At 39.5% G+C, this 17,066-nt stretch carries 17 protein-coding genes; 11 read left to right on the top strand and 6 right to left on the bottom strand.

Going from position 1 to position 17,066, the window contains the following annotated elements:
* The first annotated feature begins 141 nt into the window (after positions 1–141).
* The 3 genes from FC90_RS01685 to FC90_RS01675 are packed head-to-tail and all read left to right on the top strand — an operon-like array spanning position 142 to position 3,939.
* Positions 142–753 carry a YesL family protein gene (locus FC90_RS01685; RefSeq protein WP_057907579.1) on the top strand — a complete coding sequence of 204 codons (612 nt, stop codon included), beginning with the start codon at positions 142–144 and terminating at the stop codon, positions 751–753.
* 2 nt (positions 754–755) lie between these two features.
* Positions 756–2,468, top strand: coding sequence for a sensor histidine kinase (locus FC90_RS01680; protein WP_057907578.1), 1,713 nt, complete (start codon positions 756–758; stop codon positions 2,466–2,468).
* A 7-nt stretch (positions 2,469–2,475) separates the two neighbouring features.
* A complete protein-coding gene (locus tag FC90_RS01675; RefSeq protein ID WP_057907577.1) occupies positions 2,476–3,939 on the top strand; it encodes a response regulator transcription factor in 1,464 nt (487 codons plus the stop codon).
* Positions 3,940–3,988: 49 nt separating this feature from the next.
* On the opposite strand, the gene FC90_RS01670 is transcribed toward FC90_RS01675, so the two are convergent.
* Positions 3,989–5,323, bottom strand: coding sequence for a dihydrolipoyl dehydrogenase family protein (locus tag FC90_RS01670; protein WP_057907576.1), 1,335 nt, complete (start codon positions 5,321–5,323; stop codon positions 3,989–3,991).
* Between the two features lie 157 nt (positions 5,324–5,480).
* Between FC90_RS01670 and FC90_RS01665 the strand changes: the two genes are divergently transcribed.
* The 5 genes from FC90_RS01665 (at position 5,481) to FC90_RS01645 (ending at position 10,479) form a co-directional block, all read left to right on the top strand.
* The gene (locus FC90_RS01665) at positions 5,481–6,416 is read left to right on the top strand and encodes an ABC transporter ATP-binding protein (RefSeq protein ID WP_057907575.1); all 936 of its coding nucleotides are present in this window, start codon (positions 5,481–5,483) and stop codon (positions 6,414–6,416) included.
* 2 nt (positions 6,417–6,418) lie between these two features.
* Entirely contained in the window at positions 6,419–7,942 is a 1,524-nt protein-coding gene (locus tag FC90_RS01660) for an ABC transporter permease/substrate-binding protein (RefSeq protein ID WP_057907574.1), read from the top strand.
* A 511-nt stretch (positions 7,943–8,453) separates the two neighbouring features.
* Positions 8,454–9,065: a histidine phosphatase family protein gene (locus FC90_RS01655; RefSeq protein ID WP_057907573.1), complete on the top strand. Its 612-nt coding sequence runs from the start codon at positions 8,454–8,456 to the stop codon at positions 9,063–9,065.
* Positions 9,066–9,187: 122 nt separating this feature from the next.
* Complete coding sequence (locus tag FC90_RS01650) at positions 9,188–9,808, top strand: NAD(P)H-dependent oxidoreductase (protein ID WP_057907572.1); 621 nt, start codon at positions 9,188–9,190, stop codon at positions 9,806–9,808.
* Between the two features lie 29 nt (positions 9,809–9,837).
* Positions 9,838–10,479, top strand: coding sequence for a DNA alkylation repair protein (locus FC90_RS01645; protein ID WP_057907688.1), 642 nt, complete (start codon positions 9,838–9,840; stop codon positions 10,477–10,479).
* 91 nt (positions 10,480–10,570) lie between these two features.
* Here the strand turns inward: FC90_RS01645 and FC90_RS09165 are convergent, their stop codons facing one another.
* Positions 10,571–11,365 (bottom strand): hypothetical protein, encoded by a 795-nt coding sequence (locus tag FC90_RS09165; protein ID WP_057907571.1) that lies wholly within the window; start codon positions 11,363–11,365, stop codon positions 10,571–10,573.
* A 170-nt stretch (positions 11,366–11,535) separates the two neighbouring features.
* On the opposite strand from FC90_RS09165, the gene recQ reads away from it, so the two are divergent.
* A complete protein-coding gene (gene recQ / locus FC90_RS01635; protein WP_057907570.1) occupies positions 11,536–13,287 on the top strand; it encodes a DNA helicase RecQ in 1,752 nt (583 codons plus the stop codon).
* 75 nt (positions 13,288–13,362) lie between these two features.
* Here recQ and FC90_RS01630 read toward each other — a convergent pair whose 3' ends face one another.
* Positions 13,363–13,566 (bottom strand): hypothetical protein, encoded by a 204-nt coding sequence (locus tag FC90_RS01630; protein ID WP_057907569.1) that lies wholly within the window; start codon positions 13,564–13,566, stop codon positions 13,363–13,365.
* Positions 13,567–13,666: 100 nt separating this feature from the next.
* Entirely contained in the window at positions 13,667–14,164 is a 498-nt protein-coding gene (locus FC90_RS01625; protein ID WP_057907568.1) for a methylated-DNA--[protein]-cysteine S-methyltransferase, read from the bottom strand.
* Positions 14,165–14,602: 438 nt separating this feature from the next.
* On the opposite strand from FC90_RS01625, the gene FC90_RS01620 reads away from it, so the two are divergent.
* Positions 14,603–15,460 (top strand): helix-turn-helix transcriptional regulator, encoded by an 858-nt coding sequence (locus FC90_RS01620; protein ID WP_057907567.1) that lies wholly within the window; start codon positions 14,603–14,605, stop codon positions 15,458–15,460.
* Here the strand turns inward: FC90_RS01620 and FC90_RS01615 are convergent.
* Both FC90_RS01615 and FC90_RS01610 read right to left on the bottom strand, forming a co-directional pair.
* The gene (locus tag FC90_RS01615; RefSeq protein WP_057907566.1) at positions 15,450–15,800 is read right to left on the bottom strand and encodes a BMC domain-containing protein; all 351 of its coding nucleotides are present in this window, start codon (positions 15,798–15,800) and stop codon (positions 15,450–15,452) included. The genes FC90_RS01620 and FC90_RS01615 overlap by 11 nt on opposite strands.
* A gap of 21 nt (positions 15,801–15,821) precedes the next feature.
* Positions 15,822–16,367, bottom strand: a complete 546-nt coding sequence (locus FC90_RS01610) for an NADPH-dependent FMN reductase (RefSeq protein WP_057907565.1) — start codon at positions 16,365–16,367, stop codon at positions 15,822–15,824.
* A gap of 398 nt (positions 16,368–16,765) precedes the next feature.
* Here FC90_RS01610 and FC90_RS01605 point away from each other — a divergent pair, with 398 nt between their 5' ends.
* The gene (locus FC90_RS01605) at positions 16,766–17,059 is read left to right on the top strand and encodes a BMC domain-containing protein (RefSeq protein ID WP_039098529.1); all 294 of its coding nucleotides are present in this window, start codon (positions 16,766–16,768) and stop codon (positions 17,057–17,059) included.
* The last annotated feature ends 7 nt before the right edge of the window (positions 17,060–17,066 follow it).

Below are 17,066 nucleotides of genomic sequence, written 5' to 3'. Positions count from 1 at the left end.
GGGATACTCAGATCACAAGTTGATCTGAGTATTTTTTAGATTTTACTCACGGAAAAATTCATTTGACAATCATCCTGATATAGGTATCATTAACAATGAAAGCGCATTTAAAGCATAGTGAGTTAGCAAGGGGATAGCATAATGATTGGACAAGCAACACAAACTATTTTTACAAGGGTCTATGTTTTATTCCTGATGACCATTTATTTTTGGTTTTTCACATTATTGGGATTAGTAGTTTTTGGAATCGGGCCAGCATTACATGTCGTGACAGAACTTTTTATGGAGAATCAGTGGGCTTCTCAACGTTATCGGTTTAAGTCCAGTTGGCAGCTATTTAAACAGGATTTTTGGCATGTTAATCGAAATGCATGGGTATTTATCGGCGTCATTCTAATCCTAATGTATAACTTATATTTGAGCACCCAGCTTAACTATGCTTGGATGGTAATGGTCCAATTCCTGATTATTTTTGGAATTACACTCACTTTTTGCGTTGGTATTTTTACCTTACTGCTTCGAGCTCGATATGAAGTCTCAATGTACAATGCTGTTAAGTTAGCCTTTGCACAATTTTTCAGTAGTTTTTATCAATTACTCTTTTTTATTACAGCAACCATTGCAATTGTATTAGCGGCTAAAAAATGGCCAGGATTAATCCTTTTCTTCTTACCGGGCACCTATGTGGTATTAGCCGACTGGCTATCTCGAGGTTGGTATCAAAAAATTGATCGGCAACTTAAAGTGGCTTAGTGATGATTAGACCGAAGAAACACATGAAATCAAGCTTTATTTGGCTCATTAATTTATACACGGTTATTCTAACGATGACTGTCTTGTTAGTGACGACTTTCTTTGTCTGGTCGAGTATTAAAAATTATAATGCAGAATTAAATCAAGTTGAAACAACGATCACGACTGAAATGGCAAGTGATGTTTCGCGAAGTTTACAAATTAGTCAACAATTTGCAAATCAGTTAGTTGCAAATTCGGAGACCTTAGCAAACTTGAATGAATATTTCACTAAATCACTAACGGAATATAGTGATTACGCGACGGATCAGACGATTAGTTCTGGGCATTATTTCTTTTGGCCGAATGAAACACGATTATTTTTAATGAATCATCCACAAGTAGCGCGTTTCAGTTTACGGCTTGCTAACCAGAAAAAAACATTTATGGCAACACAAGATAGACCAGGTGGTACATTGATATTCGATAGAAGCGAACAGCGGCAGGACCCATTTGCTATCACAACCCCGTTGATTAACCCATATACGCTTAATGTAGATGGGACATTGAATATAACGTTTAGGGTGCAAAATTTTAAACATCAATTAAGCCAGATTGATGCAGCGATTCCGATACAACTATTTATGCGCACACCACAGGGTAAGCTAATTTTTTACTATTCAGGTAAGGGTGTTATGAATAAAGAAAAGCAAAAGATTGTTCAGGCAATGGCTAATAATCGAATTGATCAGCTAACGGGATATCAGGTGCAACGTAAAATATTACCGTCCGGATATACTGCGGTGATGATTGTCAATCAGATTAAGGCAAGACAAATGATGTTTAGCCGAACTTTGCCAATTGTCGTAAGTGGGTTGATTCTATTGATTGGACTTAGTAGTGGACTGCGATTGCTTTTCAGACGATACCAGCAACAGTTAGAGATGATTGTAGAGACGGTTAGTCATTTTAGTGCAGGTAATTTGGCTACGCGGGTTACTGTTATCCCTAAACAGACAGATTTAAAAACACTTGCCGACGGGATTAATCAGATGTTTGAAGAGATTCATGAATACGTATATACCATATACCAATTGAAAATATCGAATCAAGAGGCAAATATTCGTGCGTTACAAGCGCAAATAAACCCGCATTTTATGTCGAATACATTGGAATATATTCGAATGGCAGCAATTGATGCTAACCAGCCAGAACTTGCAAAAGTAGTTTACAGTTTTGCGGCTTTATTGAAAAATAATACTGATTTTTCAGCACAATCTACATTAAAAAAAGAACTTTCTTTTGTTGATAAATACATCTATTTATACCAAGTTCGGTTTCCGGATCGACTCGCTTATCAAATTAAAATGGATACGGGTGTCGGTGCAATTAAAGTACCGAAGTTTATGATTCAACCAATTGTAGAGAATTATTTTGTTCACGGCGTTGATTTTACTCGGAATAATAATGCCCTTAGTATCAAGGTACATCAAGCGGATCAACAAATTACAATTGAAATCATTAATAACGGACATTTATTGACTGAAGGACAAGTCGTTCAAATCAATCAGAAGATGAGAGATACCAATAGTATTGAGAAACGATCATCGATTGGTCTTCAAAATGTGTACTTAAGAATGCGTGCTTATTTTGGGGATTCATTTGATATGGTAATTAGCGTTACTGATACAAATTGTGTTCAGGTAACAATGCATTTTATTAATGTAGAGGGATGATTCTAAAATGTTCAATGTAATGATTGTTGACGACGAATACATGTTATTACGCGGATATCGTAAGATAATTGATTGGGCGTCACTGAGGTTGGAGGTCAAAGTAACAGAACAAAACCCACTAGTAGCATTAACACAATTGCAAGAGTTACCAATCGATATTTTAATTTCTGATATGAATATGCCAGAATTAGATGGTCCGAGTTTTGTTGCTCAGGCAAAGAAAATTCAACCGGATATGGCACTGATTGTTATTTCGGGGTACTCAGATTTTGACTATGTAAAAGCAGGCTTACAACAAGGAGCCGTTAACTATTTAAAAAAACCGATTGATACTGATGAGTTAATCGAAGCACTCCAAAGTGCAATTGAGCATATAGAGAAACAAAAAAATTATCAACAGATGGCTGACCTGGCAATGCAGGCGCAGACACGGGCCCTATTACAAAGTACTGACATGCAAAATAGTGAAGATTTGATGCAAAAGTTAAATATAAGTTGTCAACAAAATGTCCGGTTAATTGGTATTTTAAACCCAAAGCCACCAAGGGCATTGGTCGCATATTTGCAGACGATCTTCGCTGTTAAAGGGTTCTTTTTAGAAGGCCACGATTATATCATTATTTTTCAAGGGACAGAAAATCAATTAAGACAGTTTATCAAAAAGGCACCATCACGAGTCAGTAATCGGCACCGACCGATGATTATTGGCGATATTGTTGTGGTTGGCAGTTTCAGGCAAGCTTATCAGCAATTGGAAGCGGAGATTGCCCGTCAGTATTTCTTTGAATCACCTTATGGATTGCAGTGGTTAACGAATCATAAAATGACCGATGATAGCGTAATTTTACCAGGATATGCGCAAGTTAAAGCTGCTATTAAAGGATTTGACCTATCCATGTTTAAAAAATGGTTTGTGACCCAAACTAAGTGGTTAGAAAATTCGAATGCGTCCGACGTACTAGTGCGACAATTTGCATTGATTGTTGTTTTAGTTTTGAACGAGAAATTATTGAAATCAGAAACAAAGACAAAGGCGATTGTTGCGATCAATCAGGCAACGGTCGTTTCAGAAATTGAGCGTGCTATTGTTAATGTTTTCCAAGAAACTAGCGAGGTGGTCCAACGACATTTGACTACAAATGTTGCGACGATGTGTCAAATTGTTGAAAATCGTTATTCAGAACCATTGTCATTAGGAATGATTGCTCAGGAATTACATTTAAACGCCGTTTATTTAGGGCAATTATTCAAGCAAGATATGGGGCGTAGTTTTTCGCAGTATTTAAATGATTATCGAATTAATATTGCCTTGGATATGCTGCAGAATACTAAATATTATGATGTGAATTATATAGCATCATTTGTTGGTTATCAGAATCATGGGTACTTTTACAGATTATTTAAACTACAAACTGGGATGACACCTTCTGAGTATCGAGAGGGAACGGGGGTCATCGACAACGAGCTATAATAATAGAAAAAAGTCTAATTCAGCGGATGCTAAATTAGACTTTTTTATGTTAATAATAATATTTCAAGTCACTCGCTGGGCTTGGGTAGTTATAAATGGTATCAGTGAGTTCAGTTGCGGTGGTCTGATTTTTAATCAGGGTTGTAAAGTAATTAATCAATTCTTCGGCAAGTGTGGTGTAGGCTGCGGCGCCAACAAGTTGGTTGGTTTGGCGCTCAAAAATAGTTGTCACGATTGCGTTTGATTCCTTAATTCGATTGAAGGTGTACCAATTGGTAGTGGTTTGTTGTTTAATCCGATATTGGCGAGGATTATCTTGGGCCGTTTTAACGGTGATACCAACTTGTGAGATCTGTGGACTAGCGTAGACAGTGTGCGGGATTAGTGGATAGGCAATTGCAGTCGTATTGGTTTGCAATAGTTGACCAGCTACGTAACGCGCTTCAAAGCCAGCGACCGGTGTTAGCTTGGGTTGGGGGCGGTCGACCACATCACCGATTGCATAAATTCGTGGATTACTACTCATTAAATGGTCATCGACTTGAATGCCATGATTGCTCGTTGTTACCCCAGCTTTTTCTAATGCTAATTGGGCGATATTGGGTTTGCGGCCCATTGCGGCAAAAACGGCATTCACCGTTAGCATCAAACCGTCAGGATTGTTGAGAGTGAGACCTTTTGCTGATTTATGAATTCCAGTGACCGTTGTTCCAAAGTGGAATTGGACGCCTTTGTTTTGAAGACTAGTCACGAGTTCCGAGGTCATTGCCACTGGGAAATCACGTAAAATTCGATTATTATGCTGAATGATATGAACCTCAGCACCTGCGGTAACCGCAATATTGGCCAATTCGATAGCAATATAACCGGCGCCGATGAAGGCAATTTTATCGGGTAAATGCTTGAGGTCTAAGAATTGATTGCTCGTCTGCAAAAATTCTTGACCATCAATGGTGGGAATCGTAGGTGTTTGGCCAGTCGCAATGATGAAATGCGCAGCAGTATAGTTTATTTTGTTGATTTGTAAAGTTTGTGAATCAACAAAGTGGGCGGTACCGGTAATAGTTTGAATTCCAGCACTTTGCAGACCATTTAGAGTATTCTCTGGGACCTGTTGGGTGTAGTGACGTTTAAAGGCCATGAGTTCAGACCAATTAATGGTACTTTTTCCGCGTAAGCCATGCGCTTGCAGTGCTTGTTGTTGATCGAGTATTTCGACGGCTGAATAGAGCATTTTTTTAGGATCACAGCCGCGATTGGGACAAGTACCGCCCCATAAATCATTTTCAGCGACTAAGACGGACTGCTGCTCAGCGAGACTGTAGGCAGCCGCTAACCCACCAGGCCCGCCACCGATGACAATTGTATCGAAATGTGTTTGCATACTAAAACCTCCTCAGTTTCAATTCAACTTTATCCTAGCATAGTCCGCAAGTGAATCAAAAAGATTGAATTGACCGTGAAAGCACGTGAATTGGCGTGATAATCGGCAAGTGTTACAATAAGTTAATAAAATTGTTAACGGGCAAAAGGAGCAGCGTATGATTGAATTTGAAGGTGTCACCAAAGAGTATGCGCAAAGTCTAGCTTTAGATGGGCTAACATTGACGATTCCAGACAATGGTCTTTTTGTGTTGGTGGGCCCAAGTGGTAGTGGTAAGACGACCACAGTTAAGATGATAAATCGGTTGATTGAACCGACAAGTGGGACGATTAAGTTTGATGGGCAACCCATTGATCAAATGGATGTGCAAACACTCCGCCTTAATATTGGCTATGTATTACAGAACATTGCGCTCTTTCCACATTTGACAATTGAAGAGAATATTACAATACAACTTGAAGTCTTAAAATGGTCTAAAGCTGATCGACAACAGCGTGCCCGTGAGCTGTTAGCACTTGTTAATCTGAATCCGGATACATATGCTAATCGGTATCCAAACGAGCTGTCAGGGGGGCAACAACAGCGAATTGGGATAATTCGAGCGCTTGCCGCCAAGCCTAAAGTAGTTTTAATGGATGAACCATTTAGCGCATTGGATCCAGTTACCCGGACGCAATTACAAGACCTCGTATTGCATTTGCAGAAGCAATTACATAATACGGTGGTCTTTGTGACCCATGACATGAAAGAAGCGCTGCGATTGGGTGATGAAATTGCAGTGATGCGTCAGGGGAGTATTCAACAAATTGGGACGGCAGAAGCCATTTTTAACCAGCCCAAAAATGAATTCGTTCGTGAATTTTTTGACATCGAACGTCAACCGACGTCGTTGACGGTGCAAGATTTATTGCTGGTCGATTTAGGCACTAGTGTTAGTCGGCAACCGACGATTGCTAAGACCGCCACTTTAGCTGAATTAGCTCAGCAGTTAATCGCTCAGCCGGATAATGTGATAGCAGCAACCGATGGACAAATGCAGCGGCAATTGACGATGGTTGATCTAACGACGTTCATTGCGAAACGGGGGCTTTGATGATGATTGAACAAATTACACAGATTTTAACGACACAATCCGGTGAGTTATTGCAAGCCCTCGGACAACATCTTGAAATCTCACTACTAGCATTATTGATTGCAGCCGTGATTGGAATTCCGTTAGCGGTTATTCTAATGACGCATCAAAAACTAGCTGAAGCAATGCTCCAAGTCACGAGTGTTTTACAGACAATCCCCTCTTTGGCGCTATTAGGATTATTAATCCCATTGGTTGGAATTGGCACAGTACCAGCTGTGATTACTTTAGTTTTATATGCCTTAATGCCGATTTTTCAAAATACATATGCGGGTCTTAGCGGTATTGACCCTGCGTTAAAAGAAGCAGAAGTTGCTTTTGGATTACCACGGGCTAAACGTCTTTTACGAATTGAATTACCCTTGGCGATGCCGCTGATTATTTCAGGCTTGCGGATTGCACTCGTCATGATTATTGGGACAGCAACTTTAGCGGCCTTGATTGGCGCGGGCGGTCTTGGGACGTTTATTCTTGTTGGGATTCAGTCGAATAATAATGCCTTACTATTGGTAGGAGCCACATTATCGGCTGGTTTGGCGTTAGTGGTCAGCGCATTAATTCGCTGGTTAGGCATGTTATCATTTAAAAAGATCACGCTCAGTTTGGCAATTTTTGTGGGTCTTTTTGGCGTGATTGAAGGTATCGTAAGGTTTCAAACCCCACAGACGGAGATTACGATTGCCGGTAAGTTGGGTAGTGAACCTGAAATATTGATGAATATGTATCGTGATTTGATTTTAGCGGATCGTCCGCAATACAAAGTATCGGTCAAGCCAAATTTTGGGGGAACCACATTCTTATTTAATGCATTGAAGGCTGATAAAATCGATATTTATCCTGAATTTACAGGAACGGTTTTACAAACGTTGGTGAAGTCGCCAACTAAGACTAACCAGAATCCGGTGAAAACATATCGCCATGCACAACAGGCATTACAAACACAATTTAATATGGCATATTTATCACCGATGCACTATCAAAATGGTTATGATTTAGCCGTTAGTGCAGTTTTTGCTAAGAAATATAATGTACGGACGATTTCTGATTTAGCAGCCTTGAACCGCCCGTTTACTGCTGGCTTTGATCCAGATTTTTATCATCAAAAAGATGGTTACCAAGGTTTAAAGCAGACTTATCACTTGAACTTGGACGCTAAGATTATGGAACCGAGTGTTCGTTATAAAGCGATTGCAGATGGGAAAGTCGATGTTGTCGACGGTTATACAACCGATGCGGAAGTTGCGCGCTACAAGTTAGTTGTCTTAGAAGACGATCGGCACTTCTTTCCACCGTATCAAGGGGCACCAATCATGAAGGCAGAGTTTGCTAAAAAACATCCAGAAGTGGTTAAAGCATTGAACCGTTTGGCTGATAAGATTACTGAAAACGAAATGCAACAGATGAACTATCAAGTTCAAGTTAAACATCGTAAAGCGCGTGACGTGGCGCATGATTACTTGATTGAAAAGAAGTTGATTACAAAATAATGATTGCAAGGACTTAAGAAATTGCTATGTAGTTGCAGCTTAAAAAGGACTGACAATTTTGTCAGTCCTTTTATTTGGTTGGAATTTCGCGCAATACGCGTACTTTGTTGCAAATGATAATGTTGCGAGCGTAAAATACTCGCCACTCATAATATTTTCGCCGAAGTTAAATTAAAAACCGGTTTCGATGAAAGGGCCGCTAACGGTATGTCATATTGAGGCTTGAATGATGTTTGCTGAATCAAAGTACCAATCACCATCGGTTATTACGGTAAAAGTCGGATCATTTTGGACTATTATCTAGAAAATTTCTTTATATAAGTGCATGGGTTTACGCTAGAACAATCATGGTAAAAGTATAAATGACTTTAGTATTTCCATAGAAAGAATACAGTATGATGGAAAAGATATGAGACGAATGATAATCATTATTTTAAGAAAATCTGGATAATTTTGACAGCGCTTTTTTATTGTCTTATAGTATGATGAGACATGTAAAGGTGGGATACAGATGACAACTTTTTATTTTGTGCGTCATGGTGAGACAATGGTCAATCAAGCACAGTGTTTCAATGGTGGCGGGACCAATACGGCTTTGACGGAGGACGGGAAAGCGGCGGCTGAACGGTTAGGGACCTTGTTAGCGGAGCAGTCGTTTGACGCATTACTGACATCCCCCTTAACCCGTGCCGTTGAAACGATGGATGCGATAGTAGCGCAACTTAATCAGTCGCCACCGCCAACGATGATTGTTGATAATTTAAAGGAAATGGCACTCGGTGATTGGGAAGGACAGCCAGGTGCTAGTTTGACGCAACATCCGCAGTATGAAAACTACTTTCATCATCCAGAATTGTTTGATGCCAAGCAAATTCATGCGGAATCCTATCAAGCAGTTTTAAAGCGCGGGATGACTGTGATTAAAACCGTACAAAAGACATACCCTGATGGTGATGTATTAATTGTTGCGCATGGGATTATTTTATTATTTGTTATTAATACCATGCTGGGGATTCCCTTTGCAAAAATTCGGGCGCAAAAAATGGTTGCCAATGCAAGTTTATCCGTCCTAAAGAGTAATGGCACACATACTGAAGAGATTATATGGAACAAAATGGGCTAGTGGTTAATCGCTGATTTTAAGAAGCATTGCGCTTTAAAGAATAGTGACAAGTTGGCAAACTGTGGTAGACAATATTAATGGCAATATATTAAAATATAGTTACTGAAAAGGAGCGGAATTTAATGAGTAAGGTACTAGTTGTTAAGGCTCATCCACTGACGGCTGAGCATTCACGCACAATTACGGTATTAAATCAGTTCATGCAGGTTTATCAGGCTAATCATCCGGCAGATGAAATCAGTTGGTTAGACCTCTATCAAGCGGATATTCCGGAAATCGATCAAGACCTATTATGCGCATGGACAGCGCTAAAAGCGGGACAACCAGTCACTGAATTAAGGATTACTCAACAAGTAAAATTAGAGCAATTTAATCATTATACTGATCAATACATAGCAACGGAGAAGTTCGTGATTGCTAATCCGCTATGGAATCTTAATGTTCCTACGAAATTAAAAGCATGGCTGGATACTGTGATGGTTGCTGGCAAGACTTTCAAATATACTGAGACAGCGGCGGAACCGTTAGTCATTGGTAAAAGGGCAGTGCATATTCAATCCGCCGGCGGGGTTTATGCTGGTACGGATTTTGCGTCACAATATGTTAAAGCTATCCTTGGCTTTGCTGGGGTCGATGAAGTCTTACCGGTAAGCATTGAAGGGGCGGATCACTCACCAGAAGAGGCACCAGCTATCATGAAAGCTGCAATGGCATCGGCTAGTCAATTAGCTCGACACTTTTAAAAAGTTGAAGTAGAGGGATGATGAAATACATGAATTTTAAATTACCGACATATCCAGAGAATCAGACGGCAATGAAAAAATACATGCAGAGTCAATTTGAATTTAATGGAGTCAGAGCACCAGAGCGGCATCTGATTGAACGTCAATTATGGCAGTCTGTGAAACAATTTGAACCGTCACGGTTAATGCAATTGATTGATGAGCTGTATCAGCAATCAACACGTGAATATCAATATGTTGCCATTGACTTGGCTTTACGGGCAGTTCGGCGGTGGCGACGGGCCGATTTAGAACACTTAATGATCTTGATTGTTCAAAAAAGCTGGTGGGATAGTATTGATGAGTGGCGCAAAGTATTTAGCGCATATGTTAAATACCGTCCGGACGAGTTTGACTGGGTTAGTCATTTATTTTTAGGTGCTGATAATTTTTGGCTACGACGGATTGCGATTACCTTGCAACTAAGTTTTTATGACCAAACGGATGTAGGCTTCCTTGTAGAGGCAATAACGGCGGACATTGATACTGATGAATTTTTTATTCAAAAAGCAATTGGTTGGGCGTTGCGAAATTATGGTAAGGTTAATCCAAACTGGGTGGTTGCTTTTGTTGCATCACATGATTTAATGACTTTTGCCCAACGAGAAGCACTTAAAAATATTAAAAAGTAAGTAATGTTTCGTGTGAAACATTAAAAAGCAGTGTCATTGATGATTTTATGCATCAAAGGCACTGCTTTTACGTTATTAAATGTTGTGTTGTTTAGATTTTAGTCCAATCTTCAATTGAGCGTCCATTTGCGTCGCGTAATTCAAGCCAACTATTGGTGCCGCCATAGTATAAGAAGAGGCCGATTTCATTCACGCTCTTGAAAACAATGTCTTCAGTCGTTTGATTGTCTTGAATTTGCGCTGCATGTTCGTTGCGCAAGTGAGTACCCATTTTAGCAGCAAAGCCAAACGAGCCATCCTTATTAAGTGGCGCGGTTGGCCGCAATTGTGCTCCCACTTTCAATAACATCTCGTTGCGCTTTTGCCAGATGGCTGTGCCCTGTGCCTCGCGCGTGGCAACAGTGAATTCGATTTGGCTGACGGCTTTTGTCCATCGATGACGTGTTTTAGCCGGCTTTGCTTTGACTGGTGCGCTTTTGGTCAGGGGATAACCAAAGCGGCTGAGGACCAAGATGAGGGCTTCAACGGCTGGAGCTAAGGTTGTTCGGAAATTTTGAGGAACGTTGGACGGAAGCGAGGCGCTCGTTATCGGTGGTTGACTTTGTTCGGCTAGTAGCTGCCCCACGTAGCCAATTTGTTCAGTCCACTCAGGATTCATGGTAATCCAGATACCCGTGTCAACTTGATCAGTCGAGGCTGTTTCAAGTGGGGAGAGTTGTCCAATTTGTTGCAGTTGTTGCTGCGCAAAACCGAGGAATAAAGCGGGGTGTGCGAATGCGGTTGTATTAGCCGGTGTTTGTTCAATTAATAGTTGGGCAATGGGGAGATCGATGAAATCAATAACCGTTTGCGTTGCGGTCAATATGGCATTAATTTGCAAGGTCATAGGAAGCCTCCTGACAGTCTTTGATGCTTCTAATTAAACACTAAATCGATGGTTTTGTCAGCCAGTAAGAATTGATTGAAAGAATGCTTGAAACTGAGATTCAATTAACCGGAATTAACGAATCTTTGTTATGATAGAGGGTAGAAATTTCAACGGGCGGGAGTAATGAGATGCAAGCACAAGGTGTATTAAAAGAAAAATTTGGCTATGATCATTTTAGAGAAGGCCAATTGGAGGTTATTGAATCACTGTTAGCGGGGACTAACGTTTTAGCAATTATGCCAACTGGTGGCGGGAAGTCGCTATGTTATCAGATTCCAGCATTGATGCTATCTGGCTTAACGCTGGTGATATCGCCTTTGATTTCTTTGATGAAAGATCAAGTCGATGCGCTTAATGAAAATGGAATTCCGGCCACGTTTATCAATAGTACATTGACTCAAAGTGCAGTCCAAGAACGCTTTAATCAGGCCGCACGCGGCGAAGTGAAATTACTCTATGTTTCACCGGAGCGCTTAGATTCAGATTATTTTTTGACCGATTTGGCGGAATTAACAATTGATTTGATTGCGGTCGATGAAGCGCACTGTATATCGCAATGGGGGCACGATTTTCGGCCGAGTTATCTACGGTTAACCGATACGATTCAAAAAATGCGGCAACAGCCAACGATTGTGGCATTAACTGCGACTGCTACCTCACAGGTTGCAGATGATATTATGCAACGCTTGAAAATCCAACATGAGGTTAAAACCGGTTTTTCACGGGAAAATCTTGCGTTCCAAGTAGTTAAAAATCAAAATAGTGATCGCTACTTAATCGACTATTTAAAGGTCAACAAACAAAAATCTGGGATTATTTACGCCAGCACGCGGAAAGAAGTTGAACGGCTCACAAAGCTGATTGAAAAGGCCAAGTTGGATGTGACGATGTATCATGGTGGTCTGAACGAAACAATACGCCGCCAGAATCAAGAAGATTTTCTTTATGATCGCAAACCGATAATGGTCGCGACTAATGCGTTTGGCATGGGCATCGATAAAAGTAATGTGCGTTTTGTGGTCCATGCTCAGATTCCTGGGAGTTTAGAGGCTTACTATCAAGAAGCTGGCCGGGCCGGTCGTGATGGCTTGCCAAGTGAAGCCATTCTATTGTTTAAAGTGAATGATGTGCAGATTCAACATTTCTTTATTGATCAGTCAGAAATGGACGACATCCATAAGCAACAGGAATATGCCAAGTTACAGGAAATGACGCAATATGCTAATACGCAACAATGTTTGCAACAGTACATCGTTAATTATTTTGATGATGATTGTGAAGCGTGCGGCCGTTGTAGTAACTGTCTGGATACGCGTGAAGAACAAGACATCACGATTGATGTACAAAAAGTCTTATCGTGTGTTAAACGGATGGACGAACGATTTGGGAAGGTGCTGGTGGCTCAAGTGTTGACGGGCTCCAAGAATCAAAAAATCATGCAATTTCGATTTGATGAATTACCGACCTATGGTTTAATGCGGGGGGATTCGCAAAAGGAAGTCAGTGGTTTGATCGATTATTTAGTGGCATCTGGTTATTTACAAGCTTCAGGTGGCCAATATCCAGTGCTCCAAATCACGACAACGGGGGTTGCGGTCTTGAAGGGTCAGGCTAAAGTAACCCGTAAAATGGCAGTTAAAGTGCAACAGACGTTGCCAGAAGACAATGAATTGTTTGAGCAACTACGTGCGTTACGGCGTGATTTAGCTGAAAATCAAGGCGTACCACCATTTGTAATTTTTTCGGATAAGACCCTATATTCAATGTGTGAAATGATGCCCACTTCGCTGACTGAAATGTTAGATGTCAAAGGTGTGGGAGAAAACAAACTTGAAAAATACGGCGAACAATTTTTGGATATCTTAATGACAGAACGGTGAATACTCCAGTCCAGCGGGTAGTTGTTTCAAAAAAAGACGCCAACAGGCTTTAACTGTTGGCGTCTTTTTTAGTGGTCAGTAGGGTGCATCTGCAGGGTTCCCATATTCAAAGTGTTGGTTAGACTTTGGATTTGGTTTAGCATCTGGTAGTAAGCACGTATAGCGTGTACCATCAGGACCTTCTGCTAAGAAGATGCGCGTAAAATCATTTTCAGTTTCAACTAGCTTGCAGTTCTCATGGGTTAACCCATAGACATCAGTTACTTGCGTAATAATCATCTCTTTTTCTTAATTTGAAAGGAGTAGAGTAACCGTACATTCTACCACCAACTTAATCATAAGTATAGCCTTTTATCAATAAAATTTCAAATTAATTCTCTTATTTACTCTGGATTTCAAGCAAACGAAGAGCTTGCTTCAACTCAAGCCCGCCACGATAGTCCCCTATTTTACCGTCTTTTCGATAGACGCGATGACAGGGAATGACTATCAATAGTGGATTACGGCCAACAGCAGAGGCGACTGCTCGAACTGCGGTTGGCCGTCCAATTTGAGCGGCTAAAGCGCTGTAAGTTGTAGTTTGTCCATACGGAATGGTTTGCAATGCTTGCCAGACGGTTTGCTGAAAAGCGGTTCCGTTTGTGGTATCTATTGGTAGGGTCCAAGTGGTTTGTTTGCCGGTTAGATAGGCTTGCAAGGCAGTTACAAACGGTGCAACGACGGTTTGATTCTCGTTTGGTTGAGCATCCGGTAAAAAAGTGGTTAATTCGCTAATTGTCTGATCTGGAGAGCCGACGAAGCATAAACCGGCTTGACTAACTGCAAGAATATACTGATGCTGATTGACAGTCAAAGTACCATAAGAAATAGAAATCATCATGAATGCCTCCGCTAAAAGTAAAAATAGTATAGCATATTATCAAAGAAGCAACCAAATTGATGATTGTGTAAATAAAATTAAATGACAGAAATGATTTTTTGGGATAATGAGAACTACAAGCTTTTTCAAAATTACGCTTTAAATATCGATAAATATTTGCTTAGAAAAGCATGGGAATGAAAACAAAAAGCTTTAAAAATTTGAATGGAATTGTGATATTATTACCTAATAATTAACTTATTAGTCCATTATTTTTAAAAAACAATTAAATCGCTTACAAATAAATGACGCCTTTATATATGCGATTTTCAGAAAGATTGTTTTAAATTTATACTTGTTTATTTTTATGGATTTGTAGTATAGTAATTCCGAATAGTGAATATTTTAATTATGTTTAGGGCATCAATTGTTATTTTCAGAATGGGAGTGCTATTCGTGAAAGAAATCGATATTCGCAAATTGGTTTTTGCTAATCAGCAAGTGATTCCGAGTATGCTTGCTAATCTTGCTAAAATCGGGGATGCAATTTTATACATCGTTGATATAGAAGGGCATTTGGTAACAGAAGTATACGGATCACTTGAAGTGGAACCTGCGATGTTGATTGATGATGATGTCAGTGAGGATTTAACACTTAGTGGTATTCAGCGACATGACTATCAATTAGAACATGCATCGCTACCATTGAAAATTAAACAATTTAACATGATTGTTGGTTATATTTGCTGCGCAAGATATATTGATAAGCGTAGATCTAATCAGGTAGGCTATCGGAGAGTTGCAACTGAGCATTTAGAGGAAACAAGTGAATTAGTTCAGTCGTTGGTAGAACATCTCTTGAGATTGAATATTTTGGAATTAGGCCAAGAACAAGTAATTTTTAACGTTCAAGAATCTCAGCCAGTTAAAAAACCACATGAAAAGCTAACGGCAATCGAAATGATGGCTAAATTACGTCAAATTAATGCTACTAATGATATGATTATTAAAGCAATCCAATTTATTGATGAAAATATTGAACGTCCGCTAACTTTAGACAAGGTAGCAGCGCATATTTATTTATCTCCGTATTATTTTAGTAAGTTATTTCGGAAGGAAACCGGGTTTAGCTTTTCGACATATCTGAGTGTACGTAAAATGCAAAAGGCAACCAAATTATTAGCGAATAAAAAACTAACCGTGAAAGAAGTCGCCGTACGGCTAAACTACCCACAAGTTAGTTATTTTAGTCAGATATTTAAAAAATATATTAATTGTACCCCATCAGAGTATCGTAAACGAATTAACTCTTAGTAATATTAGTGATGGAGAAGTGTAATCGATTTTCAAAAAAATAAATGACAGATTCTAAGCTAGCATAGACGTCTGAAACCTTACCAGTAATAAATACAGAACCACTAAATCGGTCAACAAATCCAACGTCAACGGCGCCCGATTTAAGCGCTTGATCGCCTGCAATAATCGCCGACTCAGAAGGTGTAACTGTAATAATTCCGATTGCGTCGTGACAATCGCTGAGCCCTAATTTTTCATATAGATCTCGTGTTGGACTAGCGACGATATGGGCTAAAGAGAGTTGTTTACCAGGGACGTATTCTTGAATAATACGTTCTAAACCCGTAGCATGTGTCATAAATTGAACCACCTTTTATGATTAATTATTTTGAATGAGGGAATGGAATTCTGCGCAAAGATTGTGCAGAATTTTTTTTGTTTCGGAATCAATTAATTGACCATCGGGCGAAAATTTATCAGGTGCATTTCCTACAAGACATTCAGTTTCATGTGTGATACAGGCGTTAATACCGGGTGATGTTAAAATTTGGCGGAGATGTTGCTGCGCCCGGACAGTTCCTAAGCGTCCCGTGGATGCGCCAAGTAACATGATTGGTTTATGTTGTAATGTTGAAGGGTCTAACGAACACCAATCGATTAGATTCTTGATGTTTGCAGGAACACTATAATTGATTTCAGAAGTTGCAATGATTACGCCGTCAGCTTCGTGGAGTACATTGCGTACGTAATCAAGATCGGCTTGATATTTTTCAGCATTTTCAGCAGATAGAAAGGGTAATTGATTAATAGAAAGTAATTGAATTTGAAATACGTCAGCGCAGTGAAGTTTCAAATAATGAAGCAGACGTAAATTAGAGGATAGTGGTGAATCACTGCCACTAATTGCAATTATCTTATGGACCATATAGAAGACTCCTAACGTGAAAGGTACTAGTTAGAATATGACAGTCAGGAAAATTTTTTTCAAGAGGCTTTATTGAAAACGCTTAATTTTTAACAATTTCATTTAAAAACAACAATAAAATGATATTTCAAACTAAAATAGTTACAAAAAACAACTAATTGTTAGAATTCTGTCGAATTATTATCAATAAGGAATTATTAATAGAAAACTTATGGAACAGTTATGGGTCTTTTAAAGGTTGTTATATCAGTGTTTTTTAATAGCGAATGTAGACTGTTAGACTAATTAATGACACTTTAAGAATATGGAATACTAGAAGATACCGAAAAATCAACAAACGCTTTCACTATAATGTAAGTGTATTCATTTTATAGATTAAAAATTTGGAGGTCGTCATTATGGCATTAGAAGCATTAGGCATGATTGAAACAAGAGGACTAGTTCCATCAATTGAAGCAGCGGATGCAATGGTAAAAGCTGCAAACGTCAGCTTAGTTAGTCAAGAGAAAGTAGGACATGGCTTAGTTACAACTATGGTCCGTGGCGATGTTGGTGCGGTTAAAGCAGCAGTTGATGCAGGTGTTGCAGCTGCTGAAAATATTGGAGAAGTTGTTTCGAACTTTGTCATTCCACGGCCTCATGAAGAAATTGAAAAATTAATCAAAATGCAATCAAAACTAACACAGGAATAAGTGATTG

This window comes from Latilactobacillus graminis DSM 20719, from assembly GCF_001436415.1.
GTDB lineage: Bacteria > Bacillota > Bacilli > Lactobacillales > Lactobacillaceae > Latilactobacillus > Latilactobacillus graminis.
This window is presented reverse-complemented; position numbering and strand designations above follow the sequence as displayed.